This window comes from Serratia rubidaea, assembly GCF_016026735.1.
Lineage (GTDB): Bacteria > Pseudomonadota > Gammaproteobacteria > Enterobacterales > Enterobacteriaceae > Serratia_B > Serratia_B rubidaea.
Window position 1 is genome coordinate 3,086,720 of the sequence record NZ_CP065640.1, and the last position, 18,348, is coordinate 3,105,067.

Consider the following 18,348-nt stretch of genomic DNA (forward strand, 5'->3'; position numbering starts at 1 on the left):
CCATGACGAAGTTGAAAGCTGTCATTCCCGTTGCCGGCCTCGGCATGCGCATGCTGCCGGCAACCAAGGCAATTCCAAAAGAAATGTTGCCGATCGTCGATAAGCCGCTCATTCAGTATATCGTTAATGAATGCGTAGCTGCCGGGATCAACGAGATCATTCTGGTTACGCATTCGTCCAAAAATGCCATTGAGAATCATTTCGATACCTCGTTTGAGCTGGAAGCGATGCTGGAAGCACGCGTTAAACGCCAGCTGCTTGATGAAGTGCAGTCAATCACGCCGAAAGGGGTGACGCTGATGCACATTCGTCAGGGGCAGCCAAAAGGTCTGGGTCATGCGGTGCTGTGCGCCAAGCCATTGGTTGGTGATTCTCCTTTCGTCGTGCTGTTGCCGGATGTCTTGCTTGACGATGCGCAAGCTGACCTGAGCAAGGATAACCTGCCGCATATGATTGCCCGCTTTGAACAGACGGGGCTTAGTCAGGTGCTGGTGCAGGCAGCAGACGAACATGTGCTGCATGATTATTCGGTTGTTGAATGTGAAACGGATACGTTGAAACCAGGCGAGACTTCACGGATGACGTCCATTATTGAAAAGCCGGGCCTTGATGTGCAGTTAAAGTCTAACTATTCCGCTGTGGGCCGCTATGTGCTTGGCGCCGATATCTGGCCTATTCTGGAAAAAACCGAGCCGGGTGCCTGGGGTCGTGTGCAGCTGACTGATGCGATTGCCGAGCTGCTGCGCCAGCAACCGGTGGAAGCCACCGAACTGGTCGGGCAGTCATTTAACTGCGGCGAAAAAATGGGTTATTTACGCGCATTTGTCACCTACGGTTTACGCCACCCGACCCAGGGCAAGGCGTTCCGCGCGTGGGCCGAGCAGCAGGTACTTTAATAACTTTATTCTGGCGTAACATGGAATAAGCTTTATAGTTAGGTGCTGTCCGGGGCCGTTTCGGCGAGTACGCAGCCGCCGTACCGGACGGCGACTGATAATAGCAAGTTCGGTTTCAATGAACGCTCAACGCACTGCATTTTTGGTAAATGCATGTGCGGAATTTTGACAAATTCTTCATTTTTGCTGAGTGCCGTAATGGCGCCATGGTTGGCAGGGGACTTGGCACAGCATACATGTTTACTTTGAAAGTGATGATAACTCGATGGCAAAAAAACAATGGAAACTGATACCTCTTTTGGTATCGATCAGTGTGATTAGCGGCTGTACGGTTTTCCCCGGCTCCCACCTTTCTACCAGCGGAAAAGATGTTGTTAAGCAGCAGGATAGCGACTACGACCTCGATAAACTGGTCAATATTTATCCGTTGACGCCACGCCTGGTTGATAAAATGCGGCCGCAGAGCGTCGTGGCGCAGCCTAATAAATCGCTGGAACGTGAGTTGCAGAACTACGAGTACCGGATTGGTATTGGCGATGTGTTAATGGTGACCGTTTGGGATCACCCTGAATTGACCACGCCTGCGGGTCAGTACCGTAGCGCCAGCGATACCGGCAACTGGGTAAATTCCGACGGCTCCATCTTCTATCCTTATATTGGTAAAGTGAAGGTTGCGGGTAAAACCCTGCAGCAGGTGCGTACCGATATCACCAACCGCCTGGCGCAATATATTGAAAGCCCTCAGGTTGACGTCAGCGTCGCCGCGTTCCGCTCGCAAAAAGCTTATGTGACCGGCGAAGTGTCCAAATCCGGCCAGCAGGCGATCACCAACGTGCCTCTGACCGTGATGGATGCCGTCAACGCCGCCGGCGGCTTGTCAGAGAACGCCGACTGGCGCAACGTTATCCTGACGCATAACGGCAAAGAGAAGCGTATTTCACTGCAGGCGCTGATGCAAAAAGGCGACCTGACGCAAAACCATCTGCTGTACCCGGGCGACATCCTCTATATCCCGCGCAATGACGATCTGAAAGTGTTCGTGATGGGTGAGGTGAAAAAACAGACCACCCTGAAGATGGACCGCAGCGGTATGACGTTGACCGAAGCGTTGGGCAATGCGGAAGGGATGGATCAATCTTTCTCCGACGCGACCGGTATTTTTGTGATTCGTCCGTTACGCGGTGCCGAAGGCAGCAAACTGGCGAATATCTATCAGCTCAATGCGTCCGATGCGGCGGCGATGGTAATGGGTACCGAATTCCATCTGCAGCCTTACGATATCGTTTATGTCACGACAGCGCCTGTCGTTCGTTGGAACCGCGTCATCAGCCAGCTGGTGCCGACCATCTCTGGTTTCAACAACCTCACCGAAGGGACATTGCGTATTCGTAATTGGCCGTAGTGTGTAGATAGGTAACGTTTATGTTTAATTCGATATTGGTCGTTTGTGTCGGCAATATCTGCCGCTCCCCAACCGGGGAGCGGTTGCTGAAAAATCTACTGCCGAATAAAGAAATCGCTTCTGCCGGTTTGGGGGCGTTGGTTGATAAACCCGCGGATGCTACGGCTGCAGATGTCGCGCTGCAGCGAGGCACGTCACTTGATGGTCACCAGGCTCGGCAACTCACATCAAAAATGTGCCGTGAATATGATCTGATTCTGGTGATGGAAAAGGAACATATTGATTCCGTTTGCCGTTTGGCGCCTGAGGTCAGGGGAAAAACCATGCTTTATGGGCACTGGATTGGACAGCGAGAAATCGCTGACCCCTATAGGCAATCCCGCGAAGCCTTCGAGTTTGTGTATGAGCTTCTTGATAAATCAGCCCAAAAATGGGCTCATGCTTTAAGCCGCTAAGTCAATCAGGATTACCAATGGCAGATAAGAATAGAGTTAATGTGTCTCAAAACGATAGTTCGGATGAGCTGGATATTGGACGTTTGGTTGGCGAGCTGATTGACAATCGTTGGTTGATTATTGGTATTACCGCCATCTTCCTGACCTTCGGCATCATCTATTGCTTGTTTGCAACGCCGATATACAGCGCTAACGCGATTGTTCAGGTTGAGCAAAATGTCGGTAATAAGCTGTTAAGCAACATCAACCAGATGCTGCCTTCCGGCCAGCCGCAGTCAGCGCCGGAAATCGAACTGCTGAAGTCGCGTATGATTCTGGGGAAAACCGTTGAAGATCTTAATCTGACCACGGATATTCAACAGGATTACTTCCCGATCCTTGGCCGCGGATTTGCACGCCTGATGCATAAGGATCCCGGTCAGCTGTCGGTGTCCAAGCTGACGCTGCCGAAAGGCTGGGCTTCCCCTTCGTTCAAACTGACCGTCGACAGCGCAACGGACTACACCATCAGCAAGGATGGTGACGAGTTGTTCAAAGGTAAAGTCGGCGTGTTTGCGCAGCAAAAAGGCGTATCTATCCTGGTCAGCGATATCGTTGCTGAACCGGGCACGACCTTTACCATCACTTCCAGAACCTATCTGTCAGCCATCAATCAGCTGGCCGATCAGTATGAAGTGGTTGACCAGGGTAAAGATACCGGCGTCCTGGGGCTGACGTTGACCGGGGACAACCCGGTGATGATCCAAAAAATTCTAAATAGCATCACGCGTAACTATCTGGAACAGAATATTGAGCGTAAATCTGAAGAAGATGCGAAAAGCCTGGTCTTCCTGCGTATGCAGCTGCCTAAGGTACGTGCTTCTCTGGATGGCGCCGAAGATAAATTGAGCCACTATCGTCAGCAGAAAGATTCCGTTGACCTGACGATGGAAGCGAAATCTATTCTTGATAGCATCGTAGCGGTGGAAGGGCAGTTGAATGAACTGACCTTCAAAGAAGCTGATATTTCCAAACTGTATACCAAAGAGCACCCGGCTTACCGCTCCCTGCTTGAAAAGCGTAAGACGCTGGAAGAAGAGCGCGATCGCTTGAACAAGCGGGTAAACGCGATGCCTGAAACACAGCAGGAAGTGGTGCGTTTGAGCCGTGATGTCGACTCCGGTAAAGAAGTCTACATGCAGCTGCTTAACCGTGAGCAAGAGCTGAACATTTCGAAAGCCAGCACCATCGGCAACGTGCGTATCGTTGACCGTGCGATGACCGGCGACAGCCCGGTACAGCCGCGCAAAGCGATCATCATGCTGTTGAGCCTGGTTCTGGGCGGCATGGTGTCCTGCGGCTATGTTCTGGCGCGCAGCTATCTGCATCGCGGTATCGAAAGCCCTGAGCAGCTTGAAGAGATGGGCATCAATGTCTATGCGAGCGTTCCGCTTTCCGAATGGCAGCGTAAGCGCGATATGGAGCTGATTTCTAAAATCAAAGGCCGGAAACAAAATGCGGACGCCGATTCGCTGCTGGCATTCGGTAACCCGGCTGACCTGGCGATTGAAGCGATTCGCAGCCTGCGTACCAGTTTGCACTTTGCGATGATGGAAGCCAAAAATAATGTGCTGATGATTTCCGGCGCCAGCCCTGGCATCGGTAAGACCTTTATCAGCGCCAACTTGGCGGCCGTTGTGGCGCAAACGGGTCAGCGCGTGCTGTTAATCGATAGCGATATGCGTAAAGGTTATGTGCACGAACTGATCGGCGCCGATGGTAAACAGGGCCTGTCCAATGTCTTGTCGGGCAAACTGTCGATTAATGAAGCCGTACAGCATACTCAGTCCAATGTGTTCGACTTTATTTCTCGCGGTCAGATCCCGCCGAATCCTTCTGAACTGCTGATGCACCGCCGTTTCGAAGAGGTGCTGAAATGGGCGTCTGAAAACTACGATCTGGTTCTGGTGGATACGCCGCCGATTCTGGCGGTTACCGATGCGGCGATTATCGGTAAGCATGCAGGTACTTCACTGCTGGTGGCCCGTTTTGAGCTGAACAGCCCTAAAGAAGTCGAAGTCAGTATCCGTCGTTTCGAACAGAATGGCATTGAGATTAAAGGCGTCATTCTGAACGCCGTGGTGCGCAAGCTGTCGAATTATTATAGCTATGGTTACGATAACTACAGTTATAACTACGACTCTGAAAAATAAATCTCTCCTGTATAAAGCTGGCTATAATTCTATAGCCAGCCGTTATCCTAAAAAATCTAATTAACTATCCAAGATTTGTTGTCTCTCTTGCATAGAGAGCATTGCATGTCATATATTGCAATATAATAAAGATCGGGTGATCACGATGAAATATCTAATTGCCATTCCCACATATAATGGGGGGAAGGTGTGGCAGGAATCCGCTGACGGAATATCGGAATTCAATCTTAATAAGGCCGTGGTGTATGTCGTAGACTCAGGCAGTAAGGATGATACGCTGGCTATTGCAAAACAGCATGATTTCGAAACGCTGTCTATTGATTCTAAGGATTTCAATCATGGCGGAACCAGAAATCAGGCCGTTGAAAATAATATTGATCGCGCCGATGTTATAATTTTTCTCACCCAGGATGCGATCCCGCAGCCAGGGTTTCTGGATGAGATTACGCAGGTCTTCAACGATCCTAAAGTGGCCTGTGCGTATGGACGACAACTTCCTCATAAGGATGCGAACCCTTTAGCTACGCATGCCAGGATGTTTAATTATAGCGCGGAGAGCTATACCAGCGAATTTAAAGATAAAGAAAGACTGGGTATAAAAACCGTTTTCACGTCTAATTCTTTTGCTGCGTATCGTACCTCCGTATTTAAAGAGTTGGGTGGTTTTCCTTCGAACACTATTCTTTCCGAAGATATGTATTTTGCCGCCAAGGCGGTGATGGCAGGTTATAAAGTCAGCTATTGCGCCGGCGCTGAAGTTCGCCACTCTCATAACTACACGCCGCTTGAAGAGTTTAAGCGCTATTTTGATATTGGTGTCTTTCACTATGATGAGTCCTGGATCAGAGATAAGTTTGGTGGAGCTGGCGGTGAAGGGATGCGTTTTATTAAATCTGAGTTATCTTTCTTATTAAAAAATCATCCGCTATGGATACCTCGAGCTTGTGTGCACAATTTTCTGAAGATCGTGGGCTATAAGTTGGGGATGAAGTATCCTAAGCTGCCGCGGAAATGGTTGCCAAAATTAAGTATGCATAGCCGGTTTTGGAAATAATGAATCTAAACCAGCGTGGATTCATATCGGCTTGGTAGATTAATGGGGAAAGAGACACATAATGAATGAATCAAGTAGAAGCATGACTCACTCCAACGCTTCCATTATCTCAATGCTACAGCGATTTTCCGATATATTCAGCATGCTGCTTGGTATGATGCTGGTTGGGTATATCAGTCATCAGCAAATCGGCCTTGTTCACGGCATTGTTGCTTTAATCTGTCTTGTGCTGTTCCAGATGATCGGTGGGATGACCGATTTTTATCGTTCGTGGCGAGGGGTAAGTTTCCGTCTGGAGCTGCAGTTTTTATTAAGAAACTGGTTGCTCAGCGTAATCTTCACCGCGGGTATTATTGCCTTTATTAATGAGATTAATATCACCATCAAGTTTTATGCTTTATGGTCATTCTTCTCATTAGTATTGTTCGTCTTTTTCCGTAGCCTCATTCGCGTCATCCTGGGACACTTGCGTAAGGTCGGTTATAACAACCGTAAGGTTGTGATGATTGGCGATCTTGCTTCCGGCGTGCATTTGGCCGAAAGCATTAAAAATGCGCCGTGGCTGGGGCTGAATCTGTTGGGGTACTTCTCGACGACGGGGCAGGTGCAGGGGTACGATAAACTCGATATGAATCATTTGGGCGATATTGATGCTTTGATTGCTCAGGTGAACGAAAATAATATTGATAGGGTTTATATTGCTTTGCCGATGGAGCAGTCCAAAGAGATTAACTATATCCTCTCTGCGTTGGCTGACAGTACATGTACCGTCATGTTGATACCGGACATCTTTACCTTCAATGTCTTGCACTCGCGCAGTGAAATGATCTACGGCGTGCCGGTGATTTCTTTATATGACACGCCGATGAGCGGTGTGAATATGGTGTTGAAACGTATTGAAGACATCATATTTTCAACCTGTATTCTGCTTTTCATCTCCCCGGTATTGCTGACGATTGCCTTAATCATCAAGGTCACCTCACCGGGACCGGTGCTGTTTAAACAGTTGCGCTACGGCATTGACGGGCGGGCGATCAAAGTTTGGAAGTTCCGCAGTATGACCGTGATGGAAAACGGCGATAAGGTTATCCAGGCGAAAAAGGGGGATAGCCGTATTACGCCGTTTGGCGGCCTGCTACGCAGAACCTCTCTGGACGAGCTGCCGCAGTTTTTCAATGTGATCAAAGGGGATATGTCTATTGTTGGTCCACGGCCGCACGCCGTTGCACACAATGAACAGTACCGCAAACTGATCAAGGGATATATGCTGCGCCATAAAATGAAACCGGGTATTACCGGCTGGGCCCAAATAAATGGCTGGCGTGGAGAAACGGATGTTTTGGAGAAAATGGAAAAAAGGGTTGAATATGACCTCTACTATATCCAGAACTGGAGTTTGTGGATGGATTTAAAAATTATTTTCCTGACCGTTTTCAAAGGTTTTATCAATAAGTCGGCTTATTAGTTGATAGTTCAAGATTGAGGATATTATGAAAATTATCGTTACCGGTGGTGCTGGGTTTATTGGGTCCGCAGTGGCCCGCCATATTATTAACGATACCGCGGATGAAATCTTGGTTCTGGATAGCCTGACCTATGCCGGCAATCTGGAATCGCTGAAAACGGTGGCTGACAACGCCCGTTTTAAATTCGAGCACGTTGATATCTGTAACCGTGCGGAGTTGGATCGCGTCTTTAGCGAGTTCAAACCTGATGCGGTCATGCACCTGGCGGCAGAGAGCCATGTGGACCGTTCAATCGATGGCCCGGCCGCGTTTATTGAAACCAACGTCGTTGGTACCTACACCCTGTTGGAAGCAACGCGTCAGTATTGGAATACGCTGGACAACGATGCGAAGCAGGCTTTCCGCTTCCATCACATCTCTACCGATGAAGTTTACGGCGACCTGCACGGTACCGACGACCTGTTCACGGAAACCACGCCGTATGCGCCAAGCAGCCCATATTCCGCTTCCAAGGCTTCGAGCGACCATCTGGTGCGCGCGTGGCTGCGTACTTACGGGCTGCCGACTATCGTGACCAACTGTTCAAATAACTATGGTCCTTATCATTTCCCGGAAAAATTGATCCCGCTGATCATCCTGAACGCGCTGGACGGCAAACCGCTGCCGGTGTATGGCAACGGCGCGCAGATCCGCGACTGGCTGTATGTGGAAGATCACGCGCGTGCGCTGTACAAAGTCGTTACCGAAGGTGAGGTTGGCGAAACCTACAACATCGGCGGTCATAACGAACGTAAGAATATCGAGGTTGTACAAACCATCTGCCGTCTGTTGGACGAACTGGTGCCGAACAAGCCGGCGAACGTCAACCTGTATGAAGATCTGATCACCTACGTTGCCGACCGTCCTGGTCACGATATGCGCTATGCGATCGACGCATCCAAAATTGACCGTGAGCTGGGCTGGAAACCGCAAGAAACCTTCGAAAGCGGCATCAGAAAAACCGTGGAATGGTATCTGGCAAATGAAGCCTGGTGGAGCCGCGTTAAAGATGGCTCTTATGCCGGTGAACGTCTGGGCCTGACCCGTTAAATTTTAAGTAAGGAGTTTCAACATGAAAGGTATTGTCTTAGCGGGTGGCTCCGGCACGCGTTTATATCCCATCACTCGCGGTGTCTCAAAACAGCTGCTGCCTATCTATGATAAGCCGATGGTGTATTACCCGATCTCGGTGCTGATGCTGGCCGGGATCCGCGATATTCTGATTATTTCCACGCCGGAAGATATGCCTTCCTTCCAGCGCCTGTTGGGCGACGGCAGCCGCTTCGGCATCAATCTGAGCTATGAAATCCAGCCAAGTCCGGACGGCCTGGCGCAGGCATTCCTGATTGGCGAAGAGTTTATCAACGGCGATCGCTGCGCGCTGGTTCTGGGCGACAACATCTACTTTGGTCAGAGCTTTGGCGCCAAGTTGGAAAACGTGGTGGCGCGTAATGAAGGTGCCACCGTATTCGGCTACCAGGTGATGGATCCGGAACGCTTTGGCGTGGTTGAGTTTGACGATCAGTTCCGTGCGCTGTCGCTGGAAGAAAAACCGGCGGTGCCAAAATCCAACTGGGCGGTGACCGGCCTCTATTTCTATGACGAGAACGTGGTTGAAATGGCGAAGCAGGTAAAACCTTCTCCGCGCGGCGAACTGGAAATCACCACGCTGAACCAGATGTATCTGGATCAGGGCAAGTTGAATGTCGAGCTGCTGGGGCGCGGTTTTGCCTGGCTGGATACCGGCACCCACGACAGCCTGATCGAGGCGTCGCAGTTTATTCACACCATTGAAAAGCGCCAGGGTTTCAAGGTGGCATGCCTGGAAGAGATCGCTTTCCGCAAGGGCTGGCTGTCACGCGAACAGGTTGCCGATGAGGCCAAGCTCCTGAGTAAAACGCTGTATGGGCAATACCTCGCACATATCATCCGGGAGAAGTAACATGCAAGTAACTGATAGCAAAATTGACGGCGTCAAAATTATCCAGCCGAAGGTATTTGGCGACGCGCGCGGTTTTTTCCTGGAAACTTTCGAGAAAAAGCGCTACCAGGAAATGCTGAATATTGACCTCGATTTTGTGCAGGATAACCATTCACGCTCTGCCAAAGGCGTGCTGCGCGGTTTACATTTCCAAAAGGTAAACCCGCAGGGCAAGTTGGTGCGTGTGGTGCGTGGCGAAGTCTTTGATGTCGCCGTGGATATTCGTCCTGGCTCGCCGACGTTCGGCCAGTGGGAAGGGGTCATCCTGTCCGAAGAGAATAAAACCCAGTTCTGGGTGCCGCCGGGCCTAGCGCATGGTTTTGTCGTGCTGTCTGACATTGCCGATTTTGAGTACAAATGCACCGATTACTACAACCCTAGCCACGAAGGTTGCCTGCTGTGGAACGACCCAGAGGTAGGTATTGAATGGCCAATCGATAATCCGCTGCTGTCTGAAAAAGACAAAGTGGGCAAGTTGCTCAAGGAGCTGGCGTAATGAAAGTATTGCTGACGGGCTCGAAAGGCCAGCTGGGCAGCTGTTTCCAGGATCGCCTTCCTGAAGGATGGCAGGTTTGGGCAACGGACGCCGATGTACTTGATATCACCGATTTAGAGAAGGTCAAAGCGGCGGTCGCGGAGTTTCAGCCTGATGCTATCGTGAATGCGGCGGCCTATACGGCGGTTGATAAGGCGGAGCAGGATCGTGAACTGGCGGCGTTGATTAACGTTGTCGGGCCGAAAAACCTGGCGCTGGCGGCGAAAGAAGCCGGCGCTCGGTTGGTGCATGTCTCCACCGACTATGTGTTTGACGGTAAGGCCAGCGTCGCCTACAGCGAAACCGATGCGACCAACCCGCTGGGCGTTTACGGGCAAACCAAGCTGGATGGTGAAATCGCCGTTGCAGAGATTTTACCCGCATCATTGATCGTCCGCACCGCCTGGGTATTTAGCGAATACGGCAATAATTTCGTTAAGACCATGCTGCGTTTGGCGAAAGACCGCGATAGCTTGGGCATTGTGGCCGATCAGCGCGGTTGCCCGACCTATGCCGGCGATATTGCACAGGCAATTATCGATCTGCTGAAGCAAAATGCCGAGGGCGGCGTTTATCACTTCTGCGGCGATCGAGAAGTAAGCTGGAGTGATTTCGCCAAGTCGATCTTTACGCATGCGCAGCAGCTGCAGCTGCTCAGCAAGGTGCCGCAGGTGGCTGAGATTACCACGGCTGACTACCCGACGCCGGCGGAAAGACCGCAATATTCAACCCTGTCCTGCCGTAAAATAAATGCCGCCGGCATTGCCTCATCCGCTTGGGAAGAGGGGTTGCGTAAGGTATTGATTGATATCAAAAACAATCAGTAGTCTGGGTAAAATATTTTTAGAAGCATGACCGAACCCTGGCCGGATTAATGGCCAGGGGATATTGGGTTGCGCACGTTGGTTTTGTTTATGCGCGGCCCAATATCGTCTGTTTTATAGAAAACAGGCCATGTCCGAATGAATTAGGAATATTTAGAGGTACTATGACTGCTGAATCAGGTGTTATTGACCAGGATGCATTGCCTAAGGTCAGTATTTATATCTCAACCTGCAATCGCGTTGATCGGTTGAAACGAGCGGTTCAATCCGTCTTGAATCAGGACTATCCTAATATCGAAGTGCTGGTCTGTGATGACGCCTCGGTTGATGGCACCGCAGACTATATGGCGGAACTGTGCGCCAAAGACGAACGCGTTCACTATTTGCGTAATGAAAAGAATATGGGAGCCTGCGCCACCAGGAATCTTGGCATCTTTACCGCATCCGGTAAATTCATTGCCGGCCTGGATGACGATGATGAGTTTACCCCGGATCGCATCTCATTTTTGGTGAAAAACTGGGATGATCAATATTCATTTTTGTGCTGTAACTTTAAAGAGGTTTACTCAGACGGCTCACACAATATTTATTACAAACAGGATGAGCCCCTGGTTGCCGACTATCGCGCGTTGCTTTTTGATAATATCGCGTCGAACCAGATATTCACGTTAACCAAGAATTTGCAGGAAATCGGCGGTTTTGATACCCGCGTACGCCGCTTGCAGGATTGGGACACCTGGTTGCGACTGGCGTATTCCCATGGCCCGTTCAAGCGTTTCCCTGAATATAAGTACCTGATGCATCATGACCATGCCAAAAATGAGCAGCGGGTATCCAAGAGTTACCCTCTCAGCAGCGCACTGAACGATTTGCTGCAGCGCAATCAGAATATCTATGTAGGTGATGACGCCAAGTTTATGAAGTTTATCGTGGCGTCCAGCGATAAAAGCGCATCGCTTTCTGAAAGCCTCTACTGGACGGTGAAGAAAACAGCGCCAAAGTATATTGTAAAATATCTTCTTAATAAGATGAATTTGAATCTTGGATTGATTAAATCATAATCCTGAGCATGAGGTGTTTATCTCTGAGTAAATGATTTTAAAATGGATTTGGCCAGTGCGGATGAGGCTTAATGCCGTGCGGATTTATCTCATGATGTCATCCTTGCTCTGAAAAATATAATCTAAGTTTTAAGGTGTAAAAATGTCGCAGAAATGTTTGGTGGTGATCGTCACCTACAACAGCCAAAAACATATTCAGTGGGTGCTGGACGGGTTAGAGTCATCACAAAATGACATCGTCGTTAGAATTATTGATTCAGGTTCAACGAACAGCGATTATCTGGATGCAATACAGAGTAAGCACCGGTTGGATGTGGTGAAAACCAACAATGTGGGTTTTGTGGCCGGTAACAACCAGGCCATGTTCGATGCCGCCTCTTATGACTGGGTACTGCTGCTTAATCCTGATGCCCATATTGAAGGGACAAACCTGGATCGCCTGTTATCCTTTGCCGCGACGAAAGAGCAGGAACAGGTGGGATTATTTTCCGTACCCCTGATCCGTTTTAATATCGATGAGAAAAAGCCGCTGCCAATTTTTGACTCCGTAGGGATTGCCTGCAGCCCGGTTGGACGCTGGTATGACATCGATGCCAACCAGCCGGTATCGACGCTGGATAAACAACCTACGGCGGTTGACGCGGTGTGCGGCGCATTTATGCTGCTGCGCGTGCCGGCTTTGCTGCAGTGCCGTGATAAGCAGGGCAAGGTTGGTTTTGAAAGCTCCTACTACATGTATAAAGAAGATATTGAACTGTCTCTGCGTTTGAAGCGGCAGGGATGGGGCGTGTCTGTTTATAACGATGTGACGGCGTATCACTGCCGCGGATGGAACGGCGAACGTAAGGATGTGCCTTATTGGGCGCGTTGGCATTCGGCCATTAATGATGTTGACGTCGCCTGGCGTTATAAATGGCGGGCGTTGCCGTATGCATTGGCCAAGCTTGCCTGGGTCAAATTTGTTGAGAAAAAATAAATAAATCCATTGATATCATGTTTGATAACCTTGGCAAGCTAATGCTTGGTGCGGTAGCTGTGATATGACCATACATATCCATGACAAAGGCTATTTTTGTTTATGCCAAGATTATTTATTGAAAATAATCGCAAGGAAACCGACCTTGAATTTACGCGCAGCGTAAATTCAAGATGGGAATATTACAGGTCATAAAATCACTATGAGTCTACGCGAGAAAACGGTCCGAGGGGCTAAGTGGTCCGCCATTTCAACGGTAATCATTATCGGTCTGAGCTTTTTGCAGATGACATTGTTATCGCGAATGATTGACCGCAGCGAGTTTGGTTTATTAACCATCGCGATGGTTGTTATTGCTTTGGCTGATACGATTTCCGATTTCGGGATCTCTAACTCAATCGTTCAGAAAAAAGACATTACCAATACCCAGCTTACCACGCTGTATTGGCTGAATGTGGGCATCGGTTTTACGGTCAGCGCAGCGACATTTCTCCTGAGCGGCGTGATTGCCAATGCGCTGCATGCGCCTGGGCTGGAGCCGTTGGTGCAACTCATCTCCGTCGCCTTTTTACTGATTCCCCACGGGCAGCAGTTCCGTGCCCTGATGCAAAAAGAGCTTAACTTTGCCAGTATCGGTAAAATCGAGTCGTTCTCTTATCTGCTGGGATTTGTGGCGACGCTGGCGCTTGCCACCGTTTACCCATTCGCTATCGTGGCGATTTACGGCTATTTGATTAATGCCTCCGTCAGAACCCTGTTGTTCGCCTATGCCGGGAGAAAAATTTATCGTCCCAGCCTGCGTTTCGCGTTTTCTGAGATCAGATCCAACGTTAAATTCGGCGCCTATTTAACTGCGGACAGTTTGGTAAACTTTATTAATACCAACGTGTCAACGGCTATTCTGGCGCGGAGTCTGGGAACGATCGTTACCGGTGGTTATAATTTGGCCTATAATGTCGCCGTTATGCCTCCAACCAAGCTGAACCCGATCATCACGCGGGTATTGTTTCCTGCGTTTGCCAAGATTCAGGATGATAGCGCCAAACTTAAGGACTCGTTCTATAAATTGCTTTCCCTGGTGGGGATTATTAATTTCCCCGCGCTGCTGGGATTGATGGTGGTTTCACATAATTTTGTACTGTTTGTCTTCGGCGAGCGTTGGGAGTTTATTACGCCGATATTGCAAATTCTGTGCGTCGTGGGCCTGCTGCGCTCTATTGGTAACCCGATTGGCTCATTGCTGATGGCGAAGGCCCGTGTTGATATTAGTTTTAAGTTTAACGTTTTTAAAACGTTACTGTTTATTCCTAGTATGATGCTTGGCGTTAAGCTCGGCGGGGCGATTGGCGTCGCCTTGGCATTCCTGACCGTGCAGGCCATTAATACCTACCTGAGTTATTTTATCCTGATAAAACCAGTGCTTGGAGAAAGTTATCGCCAATATATTAATAGTTTATGGTTGCCGTTTAAATTAACCATACCTACGGTGGTGGTAAGTTGGTGTATTGGCTACTTTATGCCTGAGACAGTATCAACGGTTGTAACGTTATTTTCGCAAATACTGTTTGGTCTTTTTGCTTTTGCTATGGTCATTTATTTCAGTAAAGCACCGCTAATTAATGAGGTGAAGTTACAACTGATCAAAAGCGAAAAATTACGTAAAATATTTAGAGTGGAATGCTAAAGATGGAAAGAATGCAAGTTTTGAAAGACAATTTGTCTGTTATTGAGAAGGTGGTTCCTCGCGGTAGCGAAATTATTTATCTAGACTATCCATTGCATTTGAACGTTGGTGACCTATTAATCCTTAAGGGCGCAGAGCAGTTCTTCAAGGAAAATGACTATAAGGTCATCACGCGCCACTCCGACCATACCAGCATGAGTTTTGTCGAGAAAACCGACTCAATTCCTGAACATGTGGTGATTGTACTGCACGGCGGCGGTAACTTTGGCGATCTTTACCCTGCCCATCAGCGGTTGCGTGAAGCCGTGGTGAAAAAGTACCGGAACAATCAGGTCGTGATCTTGCCGCAGACCGTCCACTTTAAAGACAAAGCTAATCTGCTTAAGTCCGGCGCAATCTTCAAACAGCATCCGAACCTGACCATCTTCTGTCGCGATACCAACAGCGAAGCGATTCTGAAAGAGCATTTTTGCGACAACGTCTTCCTTTGCCCGGATATGGCGCAATCGCTGTGGAACGTTTTCCCGCAGCAGAAAAGCGGTGATATCAAGCAAAAGGCGATGTGGATGATCCGTCGCGATATTGAAAAAACGGATCTGTCCGCGCTGGGCGCAGAAGCCGATCCTAACAATTTTGTCGACTGGCATGATATCTGCACCGATGCCGATCGCCGCTTTATGAAGTTTATGCACCTGTTTGAAAAATTGAACCGCAAGATCCCGGGTAATTTATTCCCGACCAACAGCATGTGGTATCAATATACCGATAAGTTGGTGGACCGCGTTAACCAACGTTTTATGTCGCATGACTCGGTGATTACCTCACGTATGCACGGCCATATCCTGTGCTGCCTGCTGAAAATGAATACTCAGCTGATTGATAACTCCTACGGTAAAAACTCGGGGTACTATGAATCCTGGACCAAAGGCGTGCCTGGCTGTGAGTTGGTTAAATTATGACAGTAGCAAACGAGCAGGTTAAAATCTCCGTCGTTATACCGGTATATAACGTCAAAAAATACGTGCAGGAAGCGGTGGACTCCATCCTGGCGCAAACCGTCGCGCCGTACGAAGTGATCATTATTGATGACGGCGCTACCGACGGCTCGGGTGAGCTGTTGGATGAACTGTACGGTCACCTTGAGAACGTAAAAATTGTTCATACCACTAACCATGGGTTGGGCGAAGCGCGTAATGAAGGGAGTCGTCATGTTACCGGGGAGTTCACCTATTATTTTGATTCGGATGATGTTGCGGTGCCAACGCTGTTGGAAACCTTTTTAAATACCTATCGCAGCCATCCCGATCTGGATATTTTCTGCTTCTCGGCCAATTCATTTTTCGACTCGGCGCCGACGGTACAGCAGCCGCTGCCATTTTATAACCGGAAAATGGACAGGGTATTCCCTGATGCAATTTCGGCGTTTAATACCATGTCCGGCTATGGCTCTTTCTACCCGAACGCCTGGATGTATATTTTTCGCTCAGCGCTGATTACGGAGAATAACATTTGGTTTAAACCGATCATCCATGAAGATGAAGAGTTTACGCCACGCTTATTCTTTAAGGCCGGAAAAGTTGCCGTTTCCCGCGCTATCTTGTTCAAACGCAGGGTTCGCGCCGGTTCGATTATGCAAACCAATCGCGGTGAGCGTAACGTCGTTGGGTATATTGCGGGGATTAAAGCGCTGGAACAATTGCGGGACAATGCCAGCGATGCCAAAAATCGCAAACATCTCAGCGATCGGATTTCTATCAACATTATCTCGATTCTTAACATTGTTAAAAATGACAAGGTGACGTTGAGCGCCGATGTTGCAAAACAGTTTAATGAGTTGAAAAGGCGGAACACGTCGCTGGCTGTGACGTTGGCGGATAACTGTCCGCGTCTCTACAAGCTGACATCGTTCGTCAAGCGCCGAATAAATAGAATTATCTACGCTTAAATGCGCAACGGAGTGGCCCCGGTTAAGGTTTTACCTTTCGGGGCCATTTGAGATATGGACATTTTCAACGTGATGGACCTTTGGGGGAGTGCTGTGATTACGGTAAACAAATTTTCGGAGAGGTGATATGAGATTGTACCCCACTGCAGGTAGGAACGTGCTGAGTTTGTCCTGTCTATGTATTGCATTGACCTCGGCGTCTGCCTATGCAGCGCCGGATACGGCGATGTATTACACGGAAATGAAGAAAACCCGCGAGGATTTGAGCGATAATTCATCAAAGTATGTGTACGACAAGTTGATGAAGCGCAAACTCTCCCAGGCTTCTGCGGATGATGGTGTAGATTTCGGTCTGCACGGGATGGAGATTCCGGCGGTAAAATCAACCGGCGATCGGGCAAAAATTGAGAAGGCGTATGAACTGTTATCACGCGTCGGAGTGAACAGTTTGCGCAGTGCCGAGACCGCCTGGCATCGGGTGGCGGATAAAAACGGCAACCCCACCAATTTTACCGAGGTGGATTTTCAGCTCAAAATGGCGAAAAAATATGGCATGAGCCATTTATTCCTGTTTGGTTACCCTCCGGCCCAGTTTACGGTTGCTCATAATAAACTATCCGGCGTAGATCCGAAATATTATGGGAAATACAGAAATTACCTCGATGTGACGTTAAAGCACTTGGCGGGCTATAACGTTAAATATGCCGAGTTAGGTAATGAAGTTGACGCGCCAAGCATATGGTGGATGAAATCGACGCCGGGTATGTATGTCAAAGAGATGAAAATGCTCAAGGAGCAGATACAGAAGTCCGGACAAGATATTAAAACCGTGGCTTTTGCGGCAACATATTCGCGCTCGCCGATCAAAGGTGGTTTTAGCGGCGGTCGGCGCTTTGTTGATGAAAGCTTTAAATTAGGTATCGATAAATACGCAGATGCTTATTCAATGCACCACTTTGTGTTTGGTGCGGATGATTTGCCGGGATACATGCGTTCCGTTATGGCGAAGTATGGCGTAAAAGGCAAGCCATTATTAGATACGGAGCAGCTTGATACCAACTCCTCCGGACGCTATCAGTCAAATCCTTATGATTTGATTAAACTATTCGCTCGCGGTTTTTATGTCTACGATATGAAGCGCGTTGATTACTTCTTGGCGAAAGATCGCTATATCAACAATAAGCTTTATTATTTTGGCTTGTTTGACGACAACTGGCAGCCAAAAATTCGCCTGTTGGCCTATGCGATGGCGGTTGACGCCATGAAAGGGAAGCATCTGTTGTATATGGCTAACCCGGCAAAAGATGTTGAAGCTTACGTACTGCAATCAAATCGTAACAATACCGATAAAAAATACACCATCCTGATGTGGAAGAATCCGCCGAAGCATGCGAAGGTACAACCGGTCACCGTTACGGGTATTAAAGGCGACGTGACGATTGAACACTGGAACCTTGACATTGAGAAGAAAGGGGACATTTCGAAAGGCATCAGTCTGGATGATAAGCCGATAGCCATTTACACCAATGAAAAACCTGATTGGAAAACGGTGAAGGGGCAATATTTCTCTTCAAACCTGCCACAGATGGCGGCGAGTTATGCTCCGATGCCTAATGACAAATAAACCATATGGTTTTATTTTCTTTCATAGCTTATAAAAGTCGTTTTTTTTATTGTTAGTCCTTGATAGGCAGAGTTTTTACTCTGCCTATTTTTTATTCTTTTCCCGGATAAAACATATGGAAAGTGTTTTTTTATTCACCAGTTTTACCTTTGGCACCAATCATTAAGGTGTAAATCTTTATTTTTAAAATTTTTCCTTCCTGAAACCTTGCCAT

Annotated in this window: 16 protein-coding genes; all 16 read left to right on the top strand. The window is 48.6% G+C overall.

Annotated features, from left to right (window positions below):
* The first annotated feature begins 2 nt into the window (after positions 1-2).
* A complete protein-coding gene (locus I6G83_RS14490) occupies positions 3-896 on the top strand; it encodes a UTP--glucose-1-phosphate uridylyltransferase (RefSeq protein ID WP_054304899.1) in 894 nt (297 codons plus the stop codon).
* 265 nt (positions 897-1,161) lie between these two features.
* Positions 1,162-2,298: a polysaccharide export protein gene (locus tag I6G83_RS14495; RefSeq protein ID WP_015671644.1), complete on the top strand. Its 1,137-nt coding sequence runs from the start codon at positions 1,162-1,164 to the stop codon at positions 2,296-2,298.
* A 20-nt stretch (positions 2,299-2,318) separates the two neighbouring features.
* Positions 2,319-2,753, top strand: coding sequence for an arsenate reductase/protein-tyrosine-phosphatase family protein (locus I6G83_RS14500; RefSeq protein ID WP_054304898.1), 435 nt, complete (start codon positions 2,319-2,321; stop codon positions 2,751-2,753).
* Between the two features lie 17 nt (positions 2,754-2,770).
* Positions 2,771-4,945, top strand: a complete 2,175-nt coding sequence (gene wzc / locus I6G83_RS14505; RefSeq protein ID WP_054304897.1) for a tyrosine-protein kinase Wzc — start codon at positions 2,771-2,773, stop codon at positions 4,943-4,945.
* 145 nt (positions 4,946-5,090) lie between these two features.
* Entirely contained in the window at positions 5,091-5,999 is a 909-nt protein-coding gene (locus tag I6G83_RS14510) for a glycosyltransferase family 2 protein (RefSeq protein ID WP_054304913.1), read from the top strand.
* 61 nt (positions 6,000-6,060) lie between these two features.
* Positions 6,061-7,464, top strand: a complete 1,404-nt coding sequence (gene wcaJ, locus I6G83_RS14515; RefSeq protein ID WP_054304896.1) for an undecaprenyl-phosphate glucose phosphotransferase — start codon at positions 6,061-6,063, stop codon at positions 7,462-7,464.
* A 22-nt stretch (positions 7,465-7,486) separates the two neighbouring features.
* The gene (gene rffG / locus I6G83_RS14520; RefSeq protein ID WP_054304895.1) at positions 7,487-8,554 is read left to right on the top strand and encodes a dTDP-glucose 4,6-dehydratase; all 1,068 of its coding nucleotides are present in this window, start codon (positions 7,487-7,489) and stop codon (positions 8,552-8,554) included.
* Between the two features lie 22 nt (positions 8,555-8,576).
* A complete protein-coding gene (gene rfbA, locus I6G83_RS14525) occupies positions 8,577-9,446 on the top strand; it encodes a glucose-1-phosphate thymidylyltransferase RfbA (protein ID WP_015671650.1) in 870 nt (289 codons plus the stop codon).
* Position 9,447: 1 nt separating this feature from the next.
* Entirely contained in the window at positions 9,448-9,981 is a 534-nt protein-coding gene (gene rfbC, locus I6G83_RS14530; RefSeq protein WP_054304894.1) for a dTDP-4-dehydrorhamnose 3,5-epimerase, read from the top strand.
* The gene (gene rfbD / locus I6G83_RS14535) at positions 9,981-10,847 is read left to right on the top strand and encodes a dTDP-4-dehydrorhamnose reductase (protein WP_054304893.1); all 867 of its coding nucleotides are present in this window, start codon (positions 9,981-9,983) and stop codon (positions 10,845-10,847) included. Before rfbC ends, rfbD begins: the two co-directional genes overlap by 1 nt.
* Before the next feature lie 161 nt (positions 10,848-11,008).
* The gene (locus tag I6G83_RS14540) at positions 11,009-11,905 is read left to right on the top strand and encodes a glycosyltransferase (RefSeq protein ID WP_054304892.1); all 897 of its coding nucleotides are present in this window, start codon (positions 11,009-11,011) and stop codon (positions 11,903-11,905) included.
* 142 nt (positions 11,906-12,047) lie between these two features.
* Positions 12,048-12,881 (top strand): glycosyltransferase, encoded by an 834-nt coding sequence (locus tag I6G83_RS14545; RefSeq protein WP_054304891.1) that lies wholly within the window; start codon positions 12,048-12,050, stop codon positions 12,879-12,881.
* Between the two features lie 202 nt (positions 12,882-13,083).
* Positions 13,084-14,565 (top strand): MOP flippase family protein, encoded by a 1,482-nt coding sequence (locus I6G83_RS14550; RefSeq protein ID WP_054304890.1) that lies wholly within the window; start codon positions 13,084-13,086, stop codon positions 14,563-14,565.
* A 2-nt stretch (positions 14,566-14,567) separates the two neighbouring features.
* Positions 14,568-15,524: a polysaccharide pyruvyl transferase family protein gene (locus I6G83_RS14555; protein ID WP_072186055.1), complete on the top strand. Its 957-nt coding sequence runs from the start codon at positions 14,568-14,570 to the stop codon at positions 15,522-15,524.
* The gene (locus I6G83_RS14560) at positions 15,521-16,510 is read left to right on the top strand and encodes a glycosyltransferase (RefSeq protein WP_054304888.1); all 990 of its coding nucleotides are present in this window, start codon (positions 15,521-15,523) and stop codon (positions 16,508-16,510) included. Before I6G83_RS14555 ends, I6G83_RS14560 begins: the two co-directional genes overlap by 4 nt.
* A gap of 157 nt (positions 16,511-16,667) precedes the next feature.
* Entirely contained in the window at positions 16,668-18,134 is a 1,467-nt protein-coding gene (locus I6G83_RS14565; RefSeq protein ID WP_232238917.1) for a hypothetical protein, read from the top strand.
* Positions 18,135-18,348 lie beyond the last annotated feature (214 nt).

Coding starts and splice junctions, on each gene's coding strand:
- I6G83_RS14490 (WP_054304899.1), top strand. CDS start 3: ATGACGAAGTTGAAAGCTGTCATTCCCGTTGCCGGCCTCGGCATGCGC.
- I6G83_RS14495 (WP_015671644.1), top strand. CDS start 1,162: ATGGCAAAAAAACAATGGAAACTGATACCTCTTTTGGTATCGATCAGT.
- I6G83_RS14500 (WP_054304898.1), top strand. CDS start 2,319: ATGTTTAATTCGATATTGGTCGTTTGTGTCGGCAATATCTGCCGCTCC.
- wzc (WP_054304897.1), top strand. CDS start 2,771: ATGGCAGATAAGAATAGAGTTAATGTGTCTCAAAACGATAGTTCGGAT.
- I6G83_RS14510 (WP_054304913.1), top strand. CDS start 5,091: ATGAAATATCTAATTGCCATTCCCACATATAATGGGGGGAAGGTGTGG.
- wcaJ (WP_054304896.1), top strand. CDS start 6,061: ATGAATGAATCAAGTAGAAGCATGACTCACTCCAACGCTTCCATTATC.
- rfbA (WP_015671650.1), top strand. CDS start 8,577: ATGAAAGGTATTGTCTTAGCGGGTGGCTCCGGCACGCGTTTATATCCC.
- rfbC (WP_054304894.1), top strand. CDS start 9,448: ATGCAAGTAACTGATAGCAAAATTGACGGCGTCAAAATTATCCAGCCG.
- rfbD (WP_054304893.1), top strand. CDS start 9,981: ATGAAAGTATTGCTGACGGGCTCGAAAGGCCAGCTGGGCAGCTGTTTC.
- I6G83_RS14540 (WP_054304892.1), top strand. CDS start 11,009: ATGACTGCTGAATCAGGTGTTATTGACCAGGATGCATTGCCTAAGGTC.
- I6G83_RS14545 (WP_054304891.1), top strand. CDS start 12,048: ATGTCGCAGAAATGTTTGGTGGTGATCGTCACCTACAACAGCCAAAAA.
- I6G83_RS14550 (WP_054304890.1), top strand. CDS start 13,084: ATGAGTCTACGCGAGAAAACGGTCCGAGGGGCTAAGTGGTCCGCCATT.
- I6G83_RS14555 (WP_072186055.1), top strand. CDS start 14,568: ATGGAAAGAATGCAAGTTTTGAAAGACAATTTGTCTGTTATTGAGAAG.
- I6G83_RS14560 (WP_054304888.1), top strand. CDS start 15,521: ATGACAGTAGCAAACGAGCAGGTTAAAATCTCCGTCGTTATACCGGTA.